Genomic DNA, 21,412 nt, shown 5'->3' on the forward strand with positions numbered 1-21,412 from the left:
AGCCAGAGGCCATACAACAAACTGGGCCAGGCGAGCCAGGGATTGAACAGCACACGTCCGGGCAGGCTTTTCAGATGAAAGCCAAGCCCGTTAAGTACGCCACAACAGACGGCCCACATCAGCCAGGGAGCAAGCCAGAGACCATGCTCGCTGGTGTTGGCCGCGATCAGATTGGGGGCCTGTAAAATAGCGACGGCCAACAAGGCCGCCGCGAGTAACATCAACCCCTGCCACGGCTGCCGCTCCAGTGGAGCGGCCAACCTGGCGAGTCGATCACTTGTTTTCATCGATCTGACGATCCATGTTCTCGGTGTGTTCCAGCCACAGCGCATTGATGATGCCAAATGCACAGGCCAGCAACAGTCCCAGGATCCAGGTGAAATACCACATTGTCAGCGCACCTCTTAATAGAGAGATTGTTGGTTATCTTCGATGTGCTTGTTGGTTACCCGGCCAAACATCTTGATGTAAGTCCAGATGGTGTAACCCAGCACAATCGGTACGAAGATCGCTGCAGCCACAGTCATCACCTGCAAGGTGTTGAAAGAGGCGGTAGCATCCCACATGGTCAGGCTCAGTGACGGCTCAAGGCTTGAGGGCATCACGAACGGGAACATGGAGAAACCGGCAGTGAGGATGACCCCGGCAATCGCCAGCGAAGAGCTGGTAAACGCCAGCCAGCCGATGTTCATGCGGGCAAACAGCGCAGTCAGCAGGCTCATGGCCAGACCCAGTACAGGGGCAGCCACCATCCACGGATAGAGGGTGTAGTTGTTCATCCAGGCACCAGCCTGCAGGACAACTTCCTTGTTCATCGGGTTGGATACCGCGTCAGTCGCGGCAGCCTTGACGATGACATACCCTTCCATACCGCTTACCCACCAACCTGCGGCAGCAAACAGCACCAGGGTCAGCAGTGAGCAGATCATGGCGGCAGTGCGGGAACGCGCCAGCACTTCACCGTCGGTCTTCATCATCAACCAGGTTGCGCCCTGGGTGAGCAGCATGAACAGGCTCACCAGACCAGCCAGAATGCCGAACGGGTTAAGCAGACCAAAGAAGTTGCCGTGATAGGTCAACATCATGAACTGGTTAAACTCGAACGGAACGCCTTGCAGCAGGTTGCCAAAGGCCACACCAAAGACGATGGGCGGTACGGCGCTGCCGGCGAACAAGGCCCAGTCCCAGTTGCTGCGCCATTTGGCATCAGCACGCAGGGAGCGGTACTTGAAACCGACCGGACGCAGGAACAGCGCCATCAAGGTCAGGATCATCGCGATGTAGAAGCCGGAGAAGGTCGCGGCATACACCATCGGCCAAGCGGCGAACAAGGCGCCACCGGCAGTGACCAGCCACACCTGGTTTCCTTCCCAGTGCGGCCCCATGGTGTTGAGCATCACACGGCGCTCGACATCTTTCTTGCCGACGAACGGGAGCAGTGCGCCTACCCCCATGTCGAAGCCGTCAGTGATGGCAAAACCGATCAGCAGCACGCCGACCAGAGCCCACCAGATGACACGCAGAGTTTCGTAATCAAACATGGTCGCTCTCCTTATGCCTTGATCTGTTCAAAGTGATACTTGCCAGTCTTCAGGCTGCTGGGGCCAAGACGGGCATACTTGAACATCAGGTACATCTCGATAACCAGAAGTACGGTATAGAACAGGCAGATACCAATCAGAGAGAACCAGATCTCGGCTGCAGGCAAATTGGATGCAGAGAGGGAAGTCGGCAACACCTCTGCAATAGTCCACGGTTGGCGACCATATTCAGCAACAAACCAGCCAGCTTCGATGGCGATCCACGGCAGCGGGATCCCCCACAGCAGACCCTTGAGCAGCCACTTGCGCTTGCCAATCTGGTGACGGGCACTGTCATAGAAGGCCATACCAATCAGCACCAGCATCAGCATGCCGACGGCAACCATGATGCGGAAGGCAAAGAACAGCGGCAGAACCTGCGGGATGGAGTCATCCACGGCGGCCTTGATCTGCTCGTCAGTGGCATCGGTCACGTTGCTGGTGTAGCGCTTGAGCAGCAGACCGTAGCCCAGATCCTGCTTCACTTCGTCGAAGCGAGCGCGGGTCTCGTCAGACTTGTCACCGGATTGCAGCTTGGTCAGCAAGTCGTAAGCGGTCATACCGTTACGAACGCGCAGTTCGTGCTCGCTCTTCAGATCCTTCAGACCGGTTACCTGACCGTCCAGAGAACGGGTCGCGATAATGCCCAGCGCATAGGGGATCTTGATGGCGTAGTCGGTGCGCATCTCTTCCTGATTCGGAATACCGAACAGGGTAAAGGCGGCCGGAGCAGGTTCAGTCTCCCACTCAGCTTCGATAGCGGCCAGTTTCACCTTCTGCACTTCACCGGTCTCGTAACCGGATTCGTCACCGAGGATCAGCACGGACACGATGGAAGCCATACCGAACGCGGCGGCAATGGCGAAGGAGCGACGGGCAAAGGCCACATCACGATTCTTCAGCAGGTAGTAGGAGGAGATACCCAGCACAAACATGGCGCCACAGGTATAACCAGCCGCCACAGTGTGGACGAACTTGACCTGAGCAACCGGGTTGAGCACCACGTCAGCGAAGCTCATCATCTCCATCCGCATGGATTCGAAGTTGAACTCGGCACCGACCGGGTTCTGCATCCAGCCGTTGGCGACCAGGATCCAGAGGGCGGAGAGGTTGGTACCCAGCGCCATCAACCAGGTGGCAGCCAGATGCTGATGCTTGCTCAGACGATCCCAACCAAAGAAGAACATACCGACGAAGGTGGACTCCAGGAAGAAGGCCATCAGCCCTTCGATAGCCAGCGGGGCCCCGAAGATATCGCCGACATAATGGGAGTAGTAAGCCCAGTTCGTCCCGAACTGGAACTCCATGGCCAGACCTGTGGTGACCCCCAAGGCAAAATTGATACCAAACAACTTACCCCAGAATTTGGTCATGTCCCGGTAGATGGTGTTGTTGGTCATCACATAGACGGATTCCATGATCGCCAGGAGAAAGGCCATTCCCAGCGTCAGGGGTACAAACAAAAAGTGATAAAGGGCCGTCGCAGCGAACTGGAACCGCGATAGGTCTACCACATGCTCAGCAATCATGATGTTTCCTCACCGATTATTGGCACGGCTATTTTAAGTTTTAAGCACAAAGCTTCCGTTGGAGGTTAGCGAATGAGCCTTATTGGGACGTGTCACAACAAAACGCGTTCAGTAACCACTGGCATTAACAACAAGGCAATACGAGAACACAAATAAAGCTAATGTTTAACAATTCCAAAACAATCAGCCTAAATTTATTCTCGCCCATGATGACCGGGTTTTTATATCACCTTTATTTGATTGAAATCAATGTAAAAGGACCCGCCATACATGGCTTTGAAAGGCATTTTTAATCTATTTCACGATTATTGACGCGAGCCAGATCACAAAACACGATAAAGCGTAAAACATTGATTTAAATCAATTTAAGAATTTAACATCCCGCCACTCGGTTTAATTTGAAAAGCGTGAATGACGCGCCTTTTTCCATGTTATCCGAGTCAGACAATCTGATTCGAAAACTCAATTTAAAATTGCAAAGAATGCATACTCATGCGAACCAATTTCATCAATAAAGACATTAGATAAACTAATTTGAAGAGTGCAATTTTTCTTGTTTGCCGGGGTCGATTCGAACTCCTACAATGCGCCTCGCAGTGAGGGCATACCCTTGGATACAGGCCGGTTAATCCGGGTTCACGGTACGTATTCGACGATCAATTTGAACCTGTCTATTGGAATCGAAGATGAAAAAGTTTGTTGCTAAAACCATCCGTTACTACAAGCTTTCCTTTGTTCAGCTCTATCAACTGAACCGACTCTGAGAGCTCGCGACGGCTCACCTGTTTATTTTCCGGTCTGTGTCCAGACGCACTCACTGTCTGTGAACATCCATCCTGAATTGTCTTTGCCCACCGCATCCGCCGTGGGCTTTTTTTGCCCGGATAATAAAAAACCGCCTTTGACGGCGGTTTCATGTTCAAACGACTGTTTTTACTTCTCATCTGGTCGCTGAAGACCGAAATGAGCGTAGGCTCGTGTGGTCGCAATCCGTCCTCTGGGTGTACGTTGCAGATACCCTTGCTGGATCAGATAAGGCTCCAGCACATCTTCGATAGTATCTTTCTCTTCCCCGATCGCGGCGGCCAGATTATCGAGACCCACCGGGCCCCCCATAAACTTGTCTATCACAGCCAACAATAACTTGCGGTCCATGAAGTCAAAACCTTCGTTATCGACATCCAGCATGTCCATGGCGCGAGCAGCAATGGGGCCGTCGATCCGGCCATCGGATTTCACCTGGGCAAAGTCGCGCACCCGCCTTAACAAACGGTTAGCAATCCGCGGCGTGCCGCGAGAGCGACGGGCGACCTCAATGGCACCATCTTCCGTCATGTCTAGCCCCAGACAACGGGCACTGCGGGAGACGATATCGGTCAGGTCCTTGACGTTGTAGAACTCCAGCCGCTGGACGATACCGAAGCGATCCCGCAGCGGGCTGGTGAGTGAACCAGCCCGGGTGGTGGCGCCAATCAGGGTGAAGGGAGGCAGATCCAGCTTGATGGAACGAGCCGCTGGCCCCTCCCCGATCATAATGTCGAGCTGGTAATCCTCCATCGCCGGATAGAGCACCTCCTCCACCACCGGGCTGAGGCGATGGATCTCGTCGATGAACAGCACATCGTTCGGTTCGAGGTTGGTGAGCAGCGCCGCCAGATCCCCCGCTTTCTCCAGCACCGGGCCGGAGGTGGTCTTGATATTGACCCCCATCTCGTTGGCGACGATGTTGGCGAGGGTAGTCTTGCCCAGACCCGGCGGGCCGAAGATCAACAGGTGATCGAGCGCTTCACCCCGCTGGCGGGCCGCTTCGATAAAGATCTCCATCTGTTCGCAGACGGTATCCTGACCGGTGTAGTCAGCCAGCTTCTTGGGGCGGATAGCCCGGTCAATAATGTCATCCTCACGGGCGGCACTGGCCGAGATGAGGCGGTCTGCTTCAATCATCAACTACCTCATACCAGGCTACGCAGGGATTCACGGATGATATCTTCCACCGACATCCCCTCTTTGGCGATCTTGCTGACAATCTGACTCGCCTGCTGCGGCTTGTAACCTAGGGCCACCAGCGCACTGGCCGCCTCCTCGGTCACATCCGGTGCCCGCAATTCGGGCTCACTGGCTGGCAAGGTGACCATGGCCGGGGAGAAGAGGTCGTGACTGACCCACCCCTTGAGGCGATCCTTCATCTCCACCACCAGACGCTCGGCGGTCTTCTTGCCGACTCCCGGCAGTTTGACCAAAGAGCTTATCTCTTCACGTTCGACACTCAGCACAAACTGGGTAGCTGTCATACCGGAGAGAATAGCCAGCGCCAGCTTGGGGCCGACTCCGTTGGTTTTGATCAGCTCGCGGAACAGTGCCCGCTCCTGTTTGTGGTTGAAACCATAGAGCAACTGGGCATCTTCCCGCACCACGAAGTGAGTATGGATGGTCGCTTCCTTGCCGATCTCCGGCAAATCATAGAAGCAGCTCATCGGCATCTGTACCTCATAGCCAACCCCGCCCACTTCCAGCAGGACCTCGGGGGGCTGCTTTTCAATGACAATGCCTCTCAAGCGACCAATCACGGCTCTCTCCTCACCAATACAACTATTCGTAAATTGGCTCATAGCATAAAGAATAACTGGATAAGTATCCAGCATAGGGCAGCAACACCCTTGTGGTCAGAGAGGCTTTTTATCCCATTTTCCACCATGCTTGATCGGGTGCAGCCAGTGCACGGGATGTTTCAGCGCCGCACCGGCCCCCGAGCGGGGGATAAACCACTACACTAAACCCGTTCGGAACCGAAACTGGTGCCAATGTCGATACCAAGGAAGGCCATCACATGAAAATTGTTACCACCTCCAATCTGGGTCTTGCCATATTGCTCGGCTGTACGCTGGGCATGGGGGTCGTTGGCTGGTATGGCAGCCAGCGGCTAGCCAATCTGCTCTCCTATGTCCTGGGCGCCGCCTGGCAGACCGCCGACGGAGCCATGGAGGGCTCCATAGAGCTGGGCAATCAACAGCTACAGATTCAGAAGATGCAAAACGGCACCCCGCTCAATCGCGCCGAACTCGATGCAGCCAAGGCGGCGACAGATGACGCGCTGGCCCGGGTCAGCCAGGGGCAGCTCATTGATGGTGCGGCCCTTGCCACCATGGAACAGCACAAGCAGGACTATCAACAGCAACAAGAGAAGCTGCTGGCGCTCTATCACGCGTATACAGAGGTGGATCAGGCCCTGCATCACAACGCCGATCTGATGGCTCGCCTCTCGACCCAGCTGGAGGTGATCGGCGATGGGGCAGTCGAGGCGCTGACCCAATCCCCCGACCAGCCCATCAGCTGGAACAGCGGCCTCTCCACCCGTTGGGAAGCGGCCGACGGGGGGATGGAGTCAAACATCGGCTTTTTACGCCAGCTCTATGCGCTGGAGAAGATGCGCAGACAAGGAGTCACAGATGCGATCAAGGCCGAGTTGAAAGAGGCGACCGATTTCTACCACGAAGCGATCGACAGCATGCTCGGCACCGGGCTGTTCGATATCGAGGGAACCGGCGAATTTGCCGGCAAGACACTGTCGGCAGAGTATCGCGCTCTGTTGGCCCGGCATCAGCAACTGATGGGACAGTGGGTCGATGCGCTCGGCAGCTATCAGGCCCAGCAGTCCGCCTATGAGGTCAGTGCCGATGAGCTGCGACAACAGCTCGTTGCCATCGAGGAGAGCGGCGATGCCACCGTCGAGGATCAGGTGGCCCAGCTCAACGGCATCATCAGCCAGATCCGAACCCTGCTGCTGGGTGGCCTGTTGCTAAGCCTGATCATGGTCACCCTCTGCGGCTTCTGGCTGACCCGCAAACTGGTAACCCCGCTGCTGCAAGTGGACAAACGAATGCAGGATATCGCCGCCGGCGAGGGGGACCTCAACGCCCGCATCAACCTGCAACGGGATGACGAGATAGGCTCGCTGGCCAACAGCGTGGATCGTTTCATCGAGAAATTGCAGAAGATGATCAGCTCCACCATGGACAACAACCAGCACATCAGCGAACACGTTCACACCTCGGTCAACCGGGTGGAGGCAATCAGCCAAAGCAGCCGCCAGACTGCCGAACATGCGCTGGCCCTGCACCACGACAGTGAACAGATGGTGCAAGTCGCCACCGGTATCTCGGACAACTGCAGCATGGCGGCCCACAATGCCAACGAGGTGCGCCAGCTGACCACCGAGAGCAGCCAGTATGTCGCCTCCGCCAGCGCGGGCATGCAACGGGTGGTACAGGAGGTGAGCGAGTGTGCCATCGCCATCAACTCCCTCAAGGAGCAGGCGGGTCAGATTGGCCAGATCATCTCCACCATCAGCGGTATCTCGGAGCAGACCAACCTGCTTGCCCTCAATGCGGCCATCGAAGCGGCCCGCGCGGGGGAGATGGGGCGTGGCTTTGCGGTGGTCGCGGACGAGGTGCGTACCCTGGCCAATCGCACCGCGACATCAAGCGCCGAGATCAGCCAGGTGATCAGCAGCATCCAGCAGCAGACCGAGACCGCCTATCTGATGATGCAGCGCAACCTCAAGACGGTGGAGTCCGGCATGCAGGACTCCGAGAACACCAAGCAGATCCTGTTCAAGGTGGAAGGCGCCATCGACCAGCTGGCCGACATGGTGCAGCAAGTGGCCGTGGCTACCGGGCAACTGTCACACACCCTGAGCCACTCCTCTGACAAGGTCTCCGGCATCAGTCTGCAAGCCAGAACCGGCGAACAGGAGGCGCAGGAGTGTCTGCAACTCGCCTCCTCGCTTCATCAAGCCAGCCTGCTGCAACAGCGCCTGCTCTCCCAGTTCAGAGTCTGAGCCCCTCCAATAGCAAAGATGCCACTTATGTGAGTGGCATCTTTTTGTTACCGGTCGCTCATTCCTGCCGCCTTAACTTCCTCAACGTCCTATGGCCAGTTGAACAGCCAGGCTCAACATGATGATGCCAACCAGCAGATCGATCCCCTGCTGCACCCGGCCGCGGGCCAACCAGGGCGCCAGTGCCGCAGCACCCAGCGCCAGCGAGTAGAACCACACCAACGAGGCCAGCATGGCCCCCGCAGCAAAGGCCGGACGCAAGGACTCGCTCACCTGACTGCCAAGGGAGCCAAGCAGCATCAGGGTATCGAGATAGACGTGAGGATTGAGCAGCGTAACTCCCAGCGTCATCGCCAGCACGCTTTTGGCCCCCATCTGCTGAGCAGAATCGGCAAGTCCCTCCCCTTTACCGCGCCAGGCACTGAGCAGGGAACGGCCACCAAACCAGCCGAGAAACAGCACACCACCCCAGGTGAGCAGCGCCATGCCGAAGGGGCTGGCGGCCAGCACATTGGCCCCGCCAAATACGCCGATAGCAATCAGGGTGAGATCGCAGAAACTGCAGAGCGTGGCCGTCAGCAGATGGTGATTGCGATGGATGCCCCGACTCAGCACAAAGGCATTCTGGGCGCCGATGGGGATGATCATGGCCAGACCGATGGTGAAGCCCTGTAGTGTTGTTGCGAGCATTATGGAGAGTACCGTTCGAAATGATGAATGAGCGGCACTATAGCGATGGAGGTTCCTTCTTAGAAATTCATTGATTTACTGATTGATTCATTTTGCTAATAAAAACCGGCATGCCCGCTGCTGTTCCAGCCCTTGTCAATTACCGGATCTGACAATTGTGACCCTCAGAGTGCGGCAGGAGAATCTGTTGCGCCTGCGGGCTCAGCCTACTGCAGCAATCTGGGGAAGTTGGTAACCACAACTTGCTCCAGATTGGGTAGCAACAGCCCCGTACTAACCCCTTTGGCAATGGCCTGATAGCGGTTCATGGAGCCGGTTTTGCGGGTGACCTGATTGAGATGGTAATTGACCGTGCGCTCCGTGATCCCGAGGATGCAGGCGATCTCGCTAGAGGTCTTCCCTTCGCTGGCCCAGAACAGGCACTCGGTCTCGCGCTCGGTCAAGGGGTCTTTCCCCGCACTATCCATCATGCTGAAACGCACCACCCGAATGGCCGCCTCGAAGATGTAATTGGACATCCAGGAGAGGATCGGCGAGGACTCCAGCAGCAGGTCGCTCGAGGCCCGCTCGGAGGTGATGAAGGAGAGGATACCGTTCTCCCCGGCTGCACCGTGCAGAGGGAAGGAGATGCCGTTACGCAACCCGAACTCGGCTGCCAACCCCATCACGTCCATGGTTCCCTCCTGCAGAAAACTGGCCCGCTCATCGAGGCGGTTCCAGTAAATGGGCAGCGTCTGCTTGCGTGCCAGCCGGATCACCGGATCGCACGCAAGCATGTTGTTTTCGGTATAGGCCTGCACCCAGGAATCGGGGCACTGGTTGAACAGCACCACCTTGGGTCTTTGCATCGACATCGGGATGATAAGGGCGAAGCGATAGTAGTCATAGCCCATCCCGAGCGTAAAGCGACCGATCAGTTCGGCCAGACGATTGCCGTCTGTCACCGAAGTGAAATGTTCGAGGTACTCAAGCAGTTGGTCTCTGTTCATATGAAAGCCCCCTTGGCCAGACATGTGATTATAACGGCGAATAGCAAGATAGAGGGTCCATAATGTTGGTTTTTAAAGGAAAATTGAGAGAACATCCACGAAACGAGGTGGAGAATGAACTCTATCGCTTTCGAAATCGCGTCTTTTCCGACCGGCTAGGCTGGGATGTCGAGTCTCATCGGGGCCTAGAGCGTGACAACTTCGACACGCCAGACACCCATTGGGTTCTGATCGAGGACGAACAAGGGCTGTGTGGCTGTATTCGTCTACTCAACTGTGCCGATGCCTATATGCTGCCCACCATCTTCCCCACCGCCCTTGCCGGTGAAAGCGCGCCACGCACCCCCGATGTCTGGGAACTCACCCGTCTGGCTATCGATGCCCAGCGCGCACCGCGCATGAGCAATGGCGTCAGTGAACTCACTTGTGTCATCTTCCGCGAGGTCTATGCCTTCGCCCATGCCCACGGGATCCGGGAGCTGGTCGCCGTCGTCAGCCTGCCGGTGGAGCGCATCTTCCGCCGACTTGGCCTGCCCATCGAGCGGCTCGGTCATCGTCAGGCGGTCGATCTGGGGGCGGTAAGGGGCGTTGGCATCCGCTTCCATCTGGATGAGCGCTTCGCGCAGGCGGTCTCGCAGCCACTTATCGGACACTATCAAACTGCCACCTATCGCTCCCATGAGTTAGCGGCCCAGATATAAAAAATCCCGGGAAAACAGGCCCGGGATAAACGTATCGCTGTATCGCTATGACCCCGCAGGGCTGCCCCCTGCGGTCTCTAGCAGTATGCCTTCCTTACTAGACAGACCACCACTGTCAGATATCACAGCGCAGCGCCCCTTCCGCCGCCCATTGTTGTCCCCTGCCGAGTGACGTAGAGTCAGCCCTTGGGCAACGGAAGGGGGAGAAGATGAAAGAGCTGGACTACAAACTGCTGCGGGCGCTGGATGCGGTACTGCAGGAACAGAACTTCGATCGGGCGGCCAAGTCGCTCCATATCACCCAGTCGGCCATCTCCCAGCGGATCAAGCAGTTGGAGCAACAGTTTGCCGAGCCGCTGCTCATTCGCAGCCAGCCGCTGCAGGCCACGTCACTCGGCCAGAAGCTGCTGGCACACTATCAGCAAGTACATCAGCTCGAGCTCGAACTGGCGGGGGAGCTGACCCCCGACCAACCGCAAGGGCCAATCCGGATCAGCATCGCAGTGAACGCCGACAGCCTGGCCACCTGGTTTTTGCCCGCCATTGCCCCCTTGTTGAAACAGCACCCCATCGAACTCAACCTGCTGGTCGATGACGAGAGCCGCACCCTCGACAAGGTCCGCGAGGGTCAGGCCTTTGGCGCGGTCAGCCTGCATCCCCAGCCGCTGGCGGGTTGCTGCGTCGACGAGCTAGGTGAGATGAACTACCTGCTCACCGCCAGCCCCGCCTTCGTTGCCCGCCACTTCCCTCACGGCCTGACCCGCGCTGCGCTGGCCAAGGCACCGGCGGTGGCGTTCGATCAGCGCGATGACATGCATGTGAGCTTTATGAGAGAACACTTCAGACTGGAGCCGGGCGGTTATCCCTGCCATACGGTCCACTCGTCAGAGGCCTTCGTCGCCATGGCCGAGCAGGGGTTGGCCTACTGTCTCATTCCCGAATTGCAGATAAGAGGCCAGCTCTCAGGCGGGTCACTACTCAACCTCAGTCCCGACCACGTCCTGACGGAACGCCTCTACTGGCACCGCTGGGTACTGGAAAAAGGGGTTCACAAGCAGCTCTCCCAACGCCTTATCGACCATGCCAGATCGCAGTTGAAACCATGCTGAGCAGGCCATTCACCTTGGCTTTGCAGGGCTAAAAACGTATAGTGCTGGGCGATCCTTCATCAGGTCTCCACCCAGGTTTTCACTTCAGGTTCCTCACTTATGTTCCAAGACAATCCGCTGCTGGCCCAGCTCAAGCAACAAATCCGCGAAAACATCCCGAAGAAAGAGGGTGTGATCCGCGCCTCGGACCGGGGCTTCGGCTTTCTGGAAGTCGATGAGAAGACCAGCTATTTCGTGCCGCCTCCCTACATGAAGAAGGTGATGCACGGTGACCGGGTGACCGCCCTGATCCGCACCGAAAAAGAGAAGGAAGTGGCCGAGCCGGATACCCTGCTGGAGCAGTCCGTCACCCGCTTCGTGGCCCGGGTCAAGATGTTCCGCGACCGCCTCAACGTGGTGGCCGACCATCCGCTGATCAAGGATGCCATCAAGGCCCGCGTCAAGAAGGGTCTGGATGAGAAAGAGTTCAAGGAAGGTGACTGGGTGGTAGCTACCCTCAAGCGCCATGCGCTGGTCGACGGCAACTTCTCTGCCGAGATTATCCAGAAGATCGCCGCCCAGGAAGATCACAATGTGCCCTGGTGGGTGGTGCTGGCGCGCCACAATCTGGCCCAGGTCGAGCCAGCTGATCTGCCAGAGTGGAAGGTGATCGAAGAGGAAGAGCTGCCCCGTCGTGACCTGACCAAGGTGCCCTTCTTCACCATCGACGGTGCCAAGACCAAGGACATGGACGATGCGCTGGCCATCACCAAGCTGGACAACGGCTGGGAGCTGCTGGTCGCCATCGCTGACCCGACCGCCTATGTGGCCGAAGGGAGCGAGCTGGACAAAGAGGCCGCCCAGCGCGCCTTTACCGTCTACATGCCGGGCCGCAACGTGCCGATGATCCCGCGCACCCTCTCCGACGAGCTCTGCTCCCTGAAAGAGGGTGAGGAGCGTAACACCCTGTGCGCCCGTCTGCTGATCGCCGAAGATGGTCTGCTGCTGGAGGAGACCGAGTTCTTCGCCGCCCGCATCTGCTCCCACGCCCGCCTCAACTATGACGATGTCTCCGAATGGGCCGAACACGGCAAAGAGCTGGCTATCGACGCTGGCGTACTGGCCCAGCTGCCGCTGATGAAGGCGATGACCGAGGCGCGCATCGCGTGGCGCACCGAGCATGCGCTGGTGTTCCCGGATCGTCCCGACTACGACTTCGAGCTGGGCGAGAATGGCGAAGTGCTGGCCATTCACGTCGAGCCGCGCCGCATCGCCAACCGCATGGTGGAAGAGTCGATGATCGCCGCCAACATCTGCGCCGGTCGCGTGCTGGGCAAGAGCGTCGGTTACGGCATCTTCAACGTTCACACCGGCTTTGACGAAGAGTCCCTCGACGGCGCCATCGACCTGCTGAAAAGCGCCGAAGCCCCGTTCGAGCGCGACGAGATCGCCAGCCTCTCCGGCTTCTGCGCTCTGCGCCGCTGGATCGACAACCTCGACACCCGCTGGCTGGATGGCAAGATCCGCCGCTTCCAGAGCTATGCGCTAATGTCCTCCGAACCGGGCGCCCACTACGGTCTGGGTCTGGATGCCTACGCCACCTGGACCTCCCCAATCCGTAAATACGGCGATATGGTCAACCATCGTCTGCTCAAAGCCGTCATCGCCGGCAAGACCCCGGGCGAGCGCCCGAGCACCGAGCTCACCGAGCATCTGACCGCCTGCCGCCGTCTGCACCGCATGGTGGAGCGCGACATCGGTGACTGGCTCTATGTGCGCTACCTGAAAGCCGCCGCCGGCACCGATCAGGTATTCAACGCCGAGATCATCGACGTGATGCGTGCCGGTCTCAAGCTGCGTCTGCAGGAGAACGGCGCCGTGGTCTTCATGCCTGCCCGTCATATCCTCGACAACAAGGATCGACTGGAGTGCAACTGGGACAACGGCCGCGTCTATCTGGACAAGACCGAGGTGGTCTACGAGCTCGGCCAGATCATCGAGGTGAAGCTGACCGAAGCGGTGGAAGAGACCCGCTCTCTCATCGCCAAACCGGCTGTGGATCTGGTGCCGGGCCCGGCACCAGAAGACCCGGCGGCCGAGAGTGCGCCAGCCGATAGCAGTGAAACACCCGCTGAGGCTGCCCCCAAGGCAGAATAAGCCGCGCAGAATCATCTGATCTGCCCGAGAGCCCGCCATCGTGCGGGCTCTTTTTTGCCCGGCATCCCGCCCTACAAGCTGCCATAGATACCGTTATGGCACACAGTTCTATCCACGATTGACAGAGAACGCAGTGAATGTCTCCACCAGCATGGCTGAAAGCAACCGTTATGTGCGCCGCCTCTCCTTTCTGACATATTAATCAAGGAGAAATATGTCTATACTCGCTTGGGTACAATCCAAGGGATATTGGTATGCAGGAATGGGACCCGGAACACTTCACCAACTTCGCTCAGCTATGCGAAGTGAGCCTCGCCACCATCCGTGAAAAGACCGATGCCGAACGCCTCTACCTCTGGCTGAAAGCCCCCGAACCGCAGCTCTACAGCTTTCAGCTCGATCACGGGCTGACCACGCTTGATCTCGCCCATCTAGGTCAACTGACCCTGCCCCACCACCTGATCGACAAGGCGATGGAGAAGGGACAACTGGTGATCGAACAACTCCAACCTCCGCCGGATCCCGGCGAAAATGTGGAGCCCGCCCAGCCGCAGTTACGCGCCTGTTTCCCTCTCAAGCGTCACATGAAACTGGAAGGGGTCATCTATCTGGAGACCCGCCGCCGCATCGATCGCCTCTCCTCCCACCAGCGTCAGGGCATCCAGCTCCTTATCCACTATCTGACTGCCGAGCTCAGCAATCACCTGCTCTCCAGCCAGGTCAATCAGGAGCGGGACCAGCGGCTCCATACCCAGACCGATCTGGTTCAGAGTCAGGCACTGCAAGGCTCCTTCCTCACCATGTTGCAGGCGCTGCACATGGTAAGCGTTACCCTCTCCCGCAGTCGCAGCGAGAACGATCTGCTGCGGGATGCCGTGCTGCTGGCCCGCAAGGAGCTGCAATTCGATCGGGTCGCCATCTTCCTGATCGAACCCGATGGCAAGACCATGCGCGGCACCTGGGGCACCAGCGAAGAGGGCGAGCTGATGGATGAACACAACTTCATCAGCCCCATTCCGGATCACCCCACGGTGCAAGAGGCGCTCAGGCGCAAGGATTACGTGCTGGTGATGGAAGATACCCCTCTCTACTACGAGAAGCAGCAGGTGGGCCGTGGCTGGAACGCCATGGTATCGCTATGGGATGGCACCACCCCCATCGGCTGGATCGCCGCTGACAACCTGCTCTGGCACCGTCCGCTCAAGGCCTATCAGAGCGAGATCTTCAAACAGTACGCCGCCATTCTGTCACAACTGCTGATCCGCCAGCGCACTCAGGAGCAGCTGGAAACCCTCAACCGCCAGCTGGAGGCCCGGGTCGCCGAGCGCACCATGCAGCTGGCCGAGACCAACCGGGCGCTGGAGGAGGCCAATCACCGCCTCTCCCTGCTGTCGCTGGAAGATCCCCTCACCGGCATCGCCAACCGGCGCCAGTGGGACATCACCATGCAGCGGGAGTGGGAGTGGGCACGACGCACCCAGAACCTGCTGGCGGTATTGATGATCGATGTCGACGAGTTCAAGGCCTACAACGACCACTTCGGCCATGCCAAGGGGGATCTCTGCCTGCAACAGGTGGCACATGTGCTGCGGGATGCAGAGCGGCGCTGTACCAATCTGGTCGCCCGTTACGGCGGGGAGGAGTTCGTCATTCTGCTCTGCGCCCCCCAACCCGGTGAGGCCGAACAGCTGGCCGGACGGATCCACGATGGTCTTGCCCGCTTGAAAATGCCCCATCCCGCCTCGCGGGTTGCTGATTTCATTACGGTTAGCATAGGCTTTAGCTATCTGGTTCCCTCCCAGGACGGAGCATGGCAGACCCTGACCGAACAGGCTGACCAGGCGCTCTACCACGCCAAGTCACAAGGGAGGGCCCGCACTCTGGCCTATCGGTGATCCCATGCTGTTGCGTCGCTACCCCATCTTCAATCGTCGCCTGGCTCTGGTGGCCTACGGCATCGACTATCAGCTCAGCTCACCGGCCGAATGGCCTTCACTGGCGCAACATTGCCGCCTGCTGGCACAGGGGCGTCAATATCTGGTGCCCTTCACCCACGAACAGCTCGATGAACAGCGTCCCATGCTGCTGGATCAGGACGCAATCCCGCTGGTTGAAGCCTCCAGCGAACGCCAGCCCAACTCGTTCCCGGTGCTGGAGCAGTGGCGCGACAGTCGGCGCAGACTGGCGGTACATGGCGCCAACCGGGATCCACGCTGGCTCGGCGCCAGCCGCCTGCTGGTGTACTGGATGGGGGAAGAGGGGATCTGCCAGCCCACCGAGCACAAGCGGATGGCGCTGAACATCGAAACCTGGGCGGATTTTCTCCCGCTGCGGGAGGCGGGGGTCGACTTCTTTGCCGGCGGCTTTCTCGCCCGTCCGGAGCTGGTCAATCAGCGGGCGAACCAGCCCGATATGGCGCTGGTACAGCAGATCCTCCAGCTCATCTGCCACGAAGAGTTCTCCTTCGCCCAGGTAGCCCGCCTGCTGGAGCAGGATGCCTGGCTGCCCGGCCTGCTGCTCACCTACGTCAACGCCCCCGGCTTCGATCATGCCGCCCCCATCACCTCGGTGCCCCGCGCCCTCTCCTATCTGGGGGAGCAGGAGATCCGCAAGTTCGTGCTGATCAACGGTCTGGCCCGGGTGAGCCAGCACATGCCGGAGGCCTGCACCCGCATGGCCATCGCCCGCGGCCGCTTCTGCGAGTTGATTGCCCTCACCGCCCTCGGTAAAGCGGAGGCAAGCTGGGCCTTTCTGGTGGGACTGGTGCTCGATGGATCCCTGCTGTCTGAGCCGCTGATGGTCCACCTGCCCAAGAGCGTGCAGCGCGCCATCGAACTGCACGAAGGGCCACTCTTTCATCTGTTTCAGCTGGTCAGCACCTATGAACAGGGCAACTGGGCCCTGCTGGAACAGCTTGCCCCCAAATATCAACTCGATCCGGCCCAGCTCACCCCCGTCTATTTTCAGTCACAAATGTGGGGGCAAGCGTTTCTCACCAGCTAGGTGATGGCGAGGCGGTGAGCCACTGGCTAGAATGGGCTCCCTTTTTTCAGAGACTGACCCGCACCATGACGCTTTCCGGATTCCAAGGCCTGGTCTTTGACCTTGATGGCACCCTGGTCGACTCCATGCCGCTGCACCTCGCCGCTTGGGAACATACCGCCCGCGAGTTTGGCTTTCACTTCGACGCCGACTGGTTCTATGAGCTGGGTGGCATGCCGAGCCGCAAGATAGCCCTGCTGGTCGCACAGGAGCAGCAGATCCCCCTCGATCCCCTCGAAGTCACCCGCTGCAAGACCGCCCACTATGTGGCCAACCTGCACAAGGCGACCGTCTTTCCGGCCATGCAGGCGCTGGTCGAGCGCTATCATGGTGTCATCCCGATGGGGATTGGCACCGGCTCGCCCCGCGTCAACGCCGAAGCGGTGCTGCGCAACACCGGGCTGGATCGCTACTTCTCTGTGGTGGTCACCGCAGACGATGTGGAGCTGCACAAGCCCAATCCGGACACCTTCCTGCTGGTCGCCAGCAAGCTGGGGGTCGAGCCATCAGGCTGTCTGGTGTTTGAAGATACCGGTATCGGGGTACAGGCCGGAAAAGCGGCGGGTATGCAGACCTGCATGGTCAAAGAGGGTCAACCAGTCGGCATAAAGGCGTAGTGCGGAAAAAATATCGCCCTGCAAGGGGCGATAACCGTAACCGGCTCTCATACGGGACATGAATGAAAATGAGAGCAGGTTCCGTCAGCCGCTGACGCAGGGCGCGTCAACGAGGAGTGCGGGGCAGACGATTACTCGTTGTTGCCGCCGCCCTGATTGTCGTCATAACGACCCGGCGCACCGTGGGGGCGCGGCGCCATGGAGACACGTGGCTTGCGAGCACGCTGGATATTCACCTGCGGACGGCCGGTGTGCATGGCAATGGTGGAGATCTTGGCCTTGTAGACCAGCTGCTGGTTACCATGAGCATCGGTCAGCAGCACGCTGTACTGGTCGAACCCGCTGATGGTGCCTTCCAGCTTGATGCCGCTCACCAGAAAAATAGCGACCTGACTGCGGTTCTTGCGCAACCAGTTGAGGGCAGAATCTTGCCCGTTCCCGAGGGAGAAGGCTTGCTCAATCGTGGAGTAGCTGGGGGATTCAGTTGTCATAAATTATTGTCCCGCGGAAAAAAAGTGGCGTTTGATTGTGCTAAATGGGCACTGGCTTGTCAAAGTCATTCTCACTCCCGCCAGCAATAGCGCCCTCCGGGGGCTGGTCGCTGACCAGCACAACTGCGATAATCGCCAGCTCTGGCTCTACCACGGGCCTTATCTGGGGTTTTATCTTGCATCCGGTTTCACACCAACACCACACCACCTATGTCCATGATGCCACTGCCTGCGAAGAGTGTGACCTGCTGATACCGGCCACACCGCTCGAGGTGGGACAGGCCAGCTGCTGCCCCCGTTGCGGACACCCCCTGAGTCGCCACCTGCCACAGCAGGAGTTGCGGCCGATCTCCTACGGGTTCGCGGCACTCATCATGTTCGTGCTCGCCAATGCCTTTACCTTTATGTCCTTCTCGGCCAAAGGGGTGGGCCAGGAGATGACCTTTTTGCAGAGCATCACCACCCTGGTGGATGAGGGCTATCTGTTTCTCGGCGCGGTACTGAGCCTGACCCTGATCGGCCTGCCGCTGGTTTATATGGGGTCCATCATGCTGGTGCTGTGGCGGGTCGATAAAGATCTGCACAGCAATGCCCTGCGCTCCCTCGGCCGTCTGCTCTGCCGGATCAAACCCTGGCTGATGGTGGATGTCTTTCTGGTGGGGGTGCTCATCTCGCTGGTCAAGCTGATGGGGATGGCCGACATCAAGATGGGGCTGTCGTTCTGGGCTTTCGTCGGCTATACGGTGCTGCTCATCAAGATGATCTCCTCGCTGGATCAGATGTGGCTGTGGCAGCGGCTGTTCGGCCCGACCGAAGCGCGGGAGATCGACCCGGAAGCGGGCGCGCTGGAGTCCGGTCTGGTGGGCTGCCATATCTGTGGCGCCCTGAGCGAGGTGGGCAGCCACAGCTGCTCCCGCTGCGGCGGCAAGCTGCATGCGCGCAAGCCGGGCGGCCTGAACCGTACCTGGGCGCTGCTGTTTACCTCCGCCATTCTCTACATTCCGGCCAACGTCTATCCCATCATGGATACGGTGTTTCTCGGTGATGACAGCCCCTCCACCATCCTCGGCGGTGTGGTGCTGCTCTGGGCCATGGGCTCCTACCCCATAGCGGCGGTGATCTTTTTCGCCAGCGTGGTGGTGCCGCTGGTGAAAATACTGGCGCTATTCTGGCTTTGCTATATGGTGCAGCGCGGCAATGTCACCTCCCCACTCGGCAAGCTCAAACTCTATCGCATGACCGAATTTGTCGGACGCTGGTCGATGATCGACGTCTTCGTGGTGGCCATTCTGGCGGGCCTGATCCGGCTCGACAATCTGATGACCATCTACCCCGGCCCTGCGGCCGTCGCATTTGCTGGTGTGGTGCTGATCACCATGGTCGCCGCCATGAGTTTCGACTCCCGCCTGATCTGGGATTTACAACAAGGAGAACGCGAACGTGAGTGAGCGTAAAAAAAGGTGGAAACCGGGCTCTGACTTTCTGAGCTCTGCCGCCGCAATCTGGATGGTGCCCCTGCTGGCGCTGTTCATCGGTCTCTGGATGCTGTTCCAGCACTGGTACTCCCAGGGCCCGAGTTTCACCCTGACAGTCGCCACTGCCGAGGGCATAGTCGCTGGCAAGACGGTGATCCGCTCCCGCGAAGTGGACGTCGGCCGCATCGAAGCCGTCGAGCTGAGCGATGACTATAGCCATGCCGTGCTGAAAGGACGGCTGACCAATGCCGCCTCCGGCATGCTGCGCGGTGACAGCCAGTTCTGGGTGGTCAAGCCCAGAGTGGGCCGTGAAGGGGTATCGGGTCTGAGCACCCTGCTCTCCGGCGCCTATATCGAGCTCGCCCCCGGCAAGAAAGGTCGGGCGCGGGACGAGTACGCCATGCTGGACAAACCGCCGCTCGCCTCCCTCGATGCCAAGGGGCTGCGTCTCACCCTCAGCAGTCGCGACACTCGCGCGCTGGGAGAAGGCTCCCCCATCAACTATCAGGGCTTCACCATAGGTCAGGTGGAAGAGGCGAAGTTCCTGCCGGAAAAGAGCGAGATGCAGTATCAAATCTTCATCCACGCCCCCTATGACATTCTGGTGAGCAGCAACTCCCGCTTCTGGATGACCCCGGGCTTCGAGGTCTCCATGAGCAGCGAGGGGATGAAGGTGAAGATGGATTCGCTGGAGAGCCTGATCGATGGCGGCATCACCATGGGTCTGCCACCCGGCTGGGCGCCTGGCGAACCGGTCAAACAGATGGAAGGGTTCACCCTGTTCCAGGATGAGGCGAGCGTGCTGGCCGGTAGTCTGGATCAGTTCATCGACTACGTCTTCCTGTTCGATGACAACGTGGGTGGCCTGCACCCGGGCGCGGCGGTGCAGTATCGCGGCATTCGGGTCGGTACCGTCATCTCCGCCCCCTACCTCATCGAGGACAAGGGCGTGCAGATCTTCAAGAGCCGCCAGATCCCGGTGCTGGCCCGCATCGAGGTGCAGCGCCTCTCCCACCGCTATGCCAAGGCGGAGAAGGATCAGTGGCGTGCCCTGTTCGGCAAGCAGTTCAAGGAGGGGTTGCGTGCCAGCCTCAAGACCTCGAGCCTGCTGACCGGCGGCAAGATCATCGATCTCAACTTCTATCCGGACGCGCCACGTTTCGAGCAGGCCAAGCTGGCCGGTTATCAGGTCTTCCCCACCGTGCAGGGCGGGCTGGATCAGATCGAGCGCAAGGTGAACCTCATCCTCGACAAGTTTGTCGACATGGACATGGCGACCACCCTGACCAAGGTCAACGGGTCACTCACCACCCTGGATGGCACCCTGAAGAACATCAGTGCAGTCAGCGCCAACCTGAACAAGCTCACCGCCAAGGATTCCACCCAGCAGCTGCCGGCCTCGCTCAACGAGAGCCTCAAGCAGTTGCAGGAGACCTTGCAGGCCTATGACGCCCAATCGCAGACCAATCAGGATCTGCGTCAGTCGGTGCAGACCCTCAATCAGTTGATGCGCGAACTGCAGCCGCTGGTGCACTCCCTCAACGAGCAGCCCAGCTCGCTGATCTTCGATCGCGCGCATCCATCGGACCCTGAGCCCAAGCGAGGCAAACAATGAAAAAAGAGATCCTGACGCTGGCCCTGCTGGGCCTGCTGGCGGGTTGCAGCAGCCAGCCAAGCCTGCACTACTACTCGCTCGATGCCGACAACCAGCAACCCGTAACGGCCCCGGCCCAACCGCAGCACCAGCTGGTGCTGCGCCCGGTGGCGCTGGCCAGCCAGCTCGACCGGATCAGTCTGGTCTATCAACTGGAAGGGCAAGAGCTGCACTTCACCGAGTACCATCGCTGGGCCGGTGCGCTGGACGATCAGCTCAACCAGCTCACCCTCAATGGCCTCTCCACCCGCCTGCCGGGCTGGGTGGTACGGCAGGATGGCGCCCGCAAGGGGCCGGTGCTGACCATTCTGGTGGAACGCTTTCAGGGCCGTCATGACGGCAGCGCCGTGCTGAGCGGCCGCTGGCGCCTGCTGGCGGAAGATGGCACCGTGCTGCGCGATGCTCCCTTCCGTCAGGAGCGGGTGCTGCCGGCCGATGGCTACAACGCACTGGTGAACGAGCTGGGTCAGGGCTGGCAACAGCTGCTCGACCAGATCGCCGCCGAGGTGCGCAAGCAAGGTTGAGCACATCAACCTGCGAGTATCAGATAGAAAAAAACGAC

General features: G+C 59.1%; 19 protein-coding genes. 10 read left to right on the top strand and 9 right to left on the bottom strand.

Annotated features, from left to right (window positions below; translation table 11 throughout):
* The 6 genes from AB5Y92_RS09415 to ruvA all read right to left on the bottom strand — a co-directional run.
* The coding region (locus tag AB5Y92_RS09415) for a cyd operon YbgE family protein (RefSeq protein ID WP_368226609.1) at window positions 1-221 on the bottom strand (221 nt) is incomplete at its 3' end.
* Between the two features lie 52 nt (window positions 222-273).
* Window positions 274-390: a cytochrome bd-I oxidase subunit CydX gene (cydX, locus tag AB5Y92_RS09420; RefSeq protein ID WP_005304933.1), complete on the bottom strand. Its 117-nt coding sequence runs from the start codon at window positions 388-390 to the stop codon at window positions 274-276.
* Between the two features lie 14 nt (window positions 391-404).
* Window positions 405-1,541, bottom strand: a complete 1,137-nt coding sequence (gene cydB / locus AB5Y92_RS09425) for a cytochrome d ubiquinol oxidase subunit II (protein WP_005335741.1) — start codon at window positions 1,539-1,541, stop codon at window positions 405-407.
* An 11-nt stretch (window positions 1,542-1,552) separates the two neighbouring features.
* The gene (locus AB5Y92_RS09430) at window positions 1,553-3,109 is read right to left on the bottom strand and encodes a cytochrome ubiquinol oxidase subunit I (protein ID WP_005335743.1); all 1,557 of its coding nucleotides are present in this window, start codon (window positions 3,107-3,109) and stop codon (window positions 1,553-1,555) included.
* Between the two features lie 933 nt (window positions 3,110-4,042).
* The gene (ruvB, locus tag AB5Y92_RS09435; protein WP_005335744.1) at window positions 4,043-5,053 is read right to left on the bottom strand and encodes a Holliday junction branch migration DNA helicase RuvB; all 1,011 of its coding nucleotides are present in this window, start codon (window positions 5,051-5,053) and stop codon (window positions 4,043-4,045) included.
* Between the two features lie 8 nt (window positions 5,054-5,061).
* Entirely contained in the window at window positions 5,062-5,676 is a 615-nt protein-coding gene (gene ruvA / locus AB5Y92_RS09440; RefSeq protein ID WP_005335746.1) for a Holliday junction branch migration protein RuvA, read from the bottom strand.
* 260 nt (window positions 5,677-5,936) lie between these two features.
* Between ruvA and AB5Y92_RS09445 the strand changes: the two genes are divergently transcribed.
* On the top strand, window positions 5,937-7,946 hold the full coding sequence (locus AB5Y92_RS09445) for a methyl-accepting chemotaxis protein (RefSeq protein WP_160881508.1): 2,010 nt from the start codon (window positions 5,937-5,939) through the stop codon (window positions 7,944-7,946).
* Window positions 7,947-8,027: 81 nt separating this feature from the next.
* On the opposite strand, the gene lysE is transcribed toward AB5Y92_RS09445, so the two are convergent.
* Complete coding sequence (gene lysE / locus AB5Y92_RS09450) at window positions 8,028-8,636, bottom strand: L-lysine exporter (protein WP_127006164.1); 609 nt, start codon at window positions 8,634-8,636, stop codon at window positions 8,028-8,030.
* A 206-nt stretch (window positions 8,637-8,842) separates the two neighbouring features.
* Window positions 8,843-9,625: a LuxR family transcriptional regulator gene (locus AB5Y92_RS09455; protein WP_139443503.1), complete on the bottom strand. Its 783-nt coding sequence runs from the start codon at window positions 9,623-9,625 to the stop codon at window positions 8,843-8,845.
* A 62-nt stretch (window positions 9,626-9,687) separates the two neighbouring features.
* Between AB5Y92_RS09455 and AB5Y92_RS09460 the strand changes: the two genes are divergently transcribed.
* The 6 genes from AB5Y92_RS09460 (at window position 9,688) to AB5Y92_RS09485 (ending at window position 17,230) form a co-directional block, all read left to right on the top strand.
* Complete coding sequence (locus tag AB5Y92_RS09460; protein WP_201986233.1) at window positions 9,688-10,326, top strand: acyl-homoserine-lactone synthase; 639 nt, start codon at window positions 9,688-9,690, stop codon at window positions 10,324-10,326.
* Window positions 10,327-10,535: 209 nt separating this feature from the next.
* Window positions 10,536-11,435, top strand: a complete 900-nt coding sequence (locus AB5Y92_RS09465; protein ID WP_368226599.1) for a LysR family transcriptional regulator ArgP — start codon at window positions 10,536-10,538, stop codon at window positions 11,433-11,435.
* 99 nt (window positions 11,436-11,534) lie between these two features.
* Window positions 11,535-13,571: an exoribonuclease II gene (locus tag AB5Y92_RS09470; protein WP_368226601.1), complete on the top strand. Its 2,037-nt coding sequence runs from the start codon at window positions 11,535-11,537 to the stop codon at window positions 13,569-13,571.
* 254 nt (window positions 13,572-13,825) lie between these two features.
* Window positions 13,826-15,466 carry a sensor domain-containing diguanylate cyclase gene (locus tag AB5Y92_RS09475; RefSeq protein ID WP_106844101.1) on the top strand — a complete coding sequence of 547 codons (1,641 nt, stop codon included), beginning with the start codon at window positions 13,826-13,828 and terminating at the stop codon, window positions 15,464-15,466.
* A gap of 4 nt (window positions 15,467-15,470) precedes the next feature.
* Complete coding sequence (locus AB5Y92_RS09480; RefSeq protein ID WP_368226603.1) at window positions 15,471-16,574, top strand: EAL and HDOD domain-containing protein; 1,104 nt, start codon at window positions 15,471-15,473, stop codon at window positions 16,572-16,574.
* Between the two features lie 65 nt (window positions 16,575-16,639).
* Entirely contained in the window at window positions 16,640-17,230 is a 591-nt protein-coding gene (locus AB5Y92_RS09485; RefSeq protein WP_368226605.1) for an HAD family hydrolase, read from the top strand.
* A gap of 131 nt (window positions 17,231-17,361) precedes the next feature.
* Here AB5Y92_RS09485 and hfq read toward each other — a convergent pair whose 3' ends face one another.
* On the bottom strand, window positions 17,362-17,721 hold the full coding sequence (hfq, locus tag AB5Y92_RS09490) for an RNA chaperone Hfq (RefSeq protein ID WP_005335772.1): 360 nt from the start codon (window positions 17,719-17,721) through the stop codon (window positions 17,362-17,364).
* A gap of 176 nt (window positions 17,722-17,897) precedes the next feature.
* On the opposite strand from hfq, the gene AB5Y92_RS09495 reads away from it, so the two are divergent.
* From AB5Y92_RS09495 to AB5Y92_RS09505, 3 genes are read left to right on the top strand one after another with little or no spacing between them, the layout of a single operon-like run.
* A complete protein-coding gene (locus AB5Y92_RS09495) occupies window positions 17,898-19,169 on the top strand; it encodes a PqiA/YebS family transporter subunit (RefSeq protein WP_368226607.1) in 1,272 nt (423 codons plus the stop codon).
* A complete protein-coding gene (gene pqiB, locus AB5Y92_RS09500) occupies window positions 19,162-20,811 on the top strand; it encodes an intermembrane transport protein PqiB (RefSeq protein WP_005335774.1) in 1,650 nt (549 codons plus the stop codon). The genes AB5Y92_RS09495 and pqiB overlap by 8 nt, the downstream gene beginning before the upstream one ends.
* On the top strand, window positions 20,808-21,374 hold the full coding sequence (locus AB5Y92_RS09505) for a membrane integrity-associated transporter subunit PqiC (RefSeq protein WP_042052434.1): 567 nt from the start codon (window positions 20,808-20,810) through the stop codon (window positions 21,372-21,374). Before pqiB ends, AB5Y92_RS09505 begins: the two co-directional genes overlap by 4 nt.
* Window positions 21,375-21,412 lie beyond the last annotated feature (38 nt).

The sequence above is a fragment of the Aeromonas sp. R1-1 genome (assembly GCF_040908495.1).
GTDB classification, from domain to species: Bacteria; Pseudomonadota; Gammaproteobacteria; order Enterobacterales; family Aeromonadaceae; genus Aeromonas; species Aeromonas veronii.

Excerpts from the sequence above, each read along its gene's own strand:
- cydX (WP_005304933.1), bottom strand. The coding sequence starts at position 390 with ATGTGGTATTTCACCTGGATCCTGGGACTGTTGCTGGCCTGTGCATTT.
- cydB (WP_005335741.1), bottom strand. The coding sequence starts at position 1,541 with ATGTTTGATTACGAAACTCTGCGTGTCATCTGGTGGGCTCTGGTCGGC.
- AB5Y92_RS09430 (WP_005335743.1), bottom strand. The coding sequence starts at position 3,109 with ATGATTGCTGAGCATGTGGTAGACCTATCGCGGTTCCAGTTCGCTGCG.
- ruvB (WP_005335744.1), bottom strand. The coding sequence starts at position 5,053 with ATGATTGAAGCAGACCGCCTCATCTCGGCCAGTGCCGCCCGTGAGGAT.
- AB5Y92_RS09445 (WP_160881508.1), top strand. The coding sequence starts at position 5,937 with ATGAAAATTGTTACCACCTCCAATCTGGGTCTTGCCATATTGCTCGGC.
- lysE (WP_127006164.1), bottom strand. The coding sequence starts at position 8,636 with ATGCTCGCAACAACACTACAGGGCTTCACCATCGGTCTGGCCATGATC.
- AB5Y92_RS09455 (WP_139443503.1), bottom strand. The coding sequence starts at position 9,625 with ATGAACAGAGACCAACTGCTTGAGTACCTCGAACATTTCACTTCGGTG.
- AB5Y92_RS09460 (WP_201986233.1), top strand. The coding sequence starts at position 9,688 with ATGTTGGTTTTTAAAGGAAAATTGAGAGAACATCCACGAAACGAGGTG.
- AB5Y92_RS09465 (WP_368226599.1), top strand. The coding sequence starts at position 10,536 with ATGAAAGAGCTGGACTACAAACTGCTGCGGGCGCTGGATGCGGTACTG.
- AB5Y92_RS09470 (WP_368226601.1), top strand. The coding sequence starts at position 11,535 with ATGTTCCAAGACAATCCGCTGCTGGCCCAGCTCAAGCAACAAATCCGC.
- AB5Y92_RS09475 (WP_106844101.1), top strand. The coding sequence starts at position 13,826 with ATGCAGGAATGGGACCCGGAACACTTCACCAACTTCGCTCAGCTATGC.
- AB5Y92_RS09480 (WP_368226603.1), top strand. The coding sequence starts at position 15,471 with ATGCTGTTGCGTCGCTACCCCATCTTCAATCGTCGCCTGGCTCTGGTG.
- AB5Y92_RS09485 (WP_368226605.1), top strand. The coding sequence starts at position 16,640 with ATGACGCTTTCCGGATTCCAAGGCCTGGTCTTTGACCTTGATGGCACC.
- hfq (WP_005335772.1), bottom strand. The coding sequence starts at position 17,721 with ATGACAACTGAATCCCCCAGCTACTCCACGATTGAGCAAGCCTTCTCC.
- AB5Y92_RS09505 (WP_042052434.1), top strand. The coding sequence starts at position 20,808 with ATGAAAAAAGAGATCCTGACGCTGGCCCTGCTGGGCCTGCTGGCGGGT.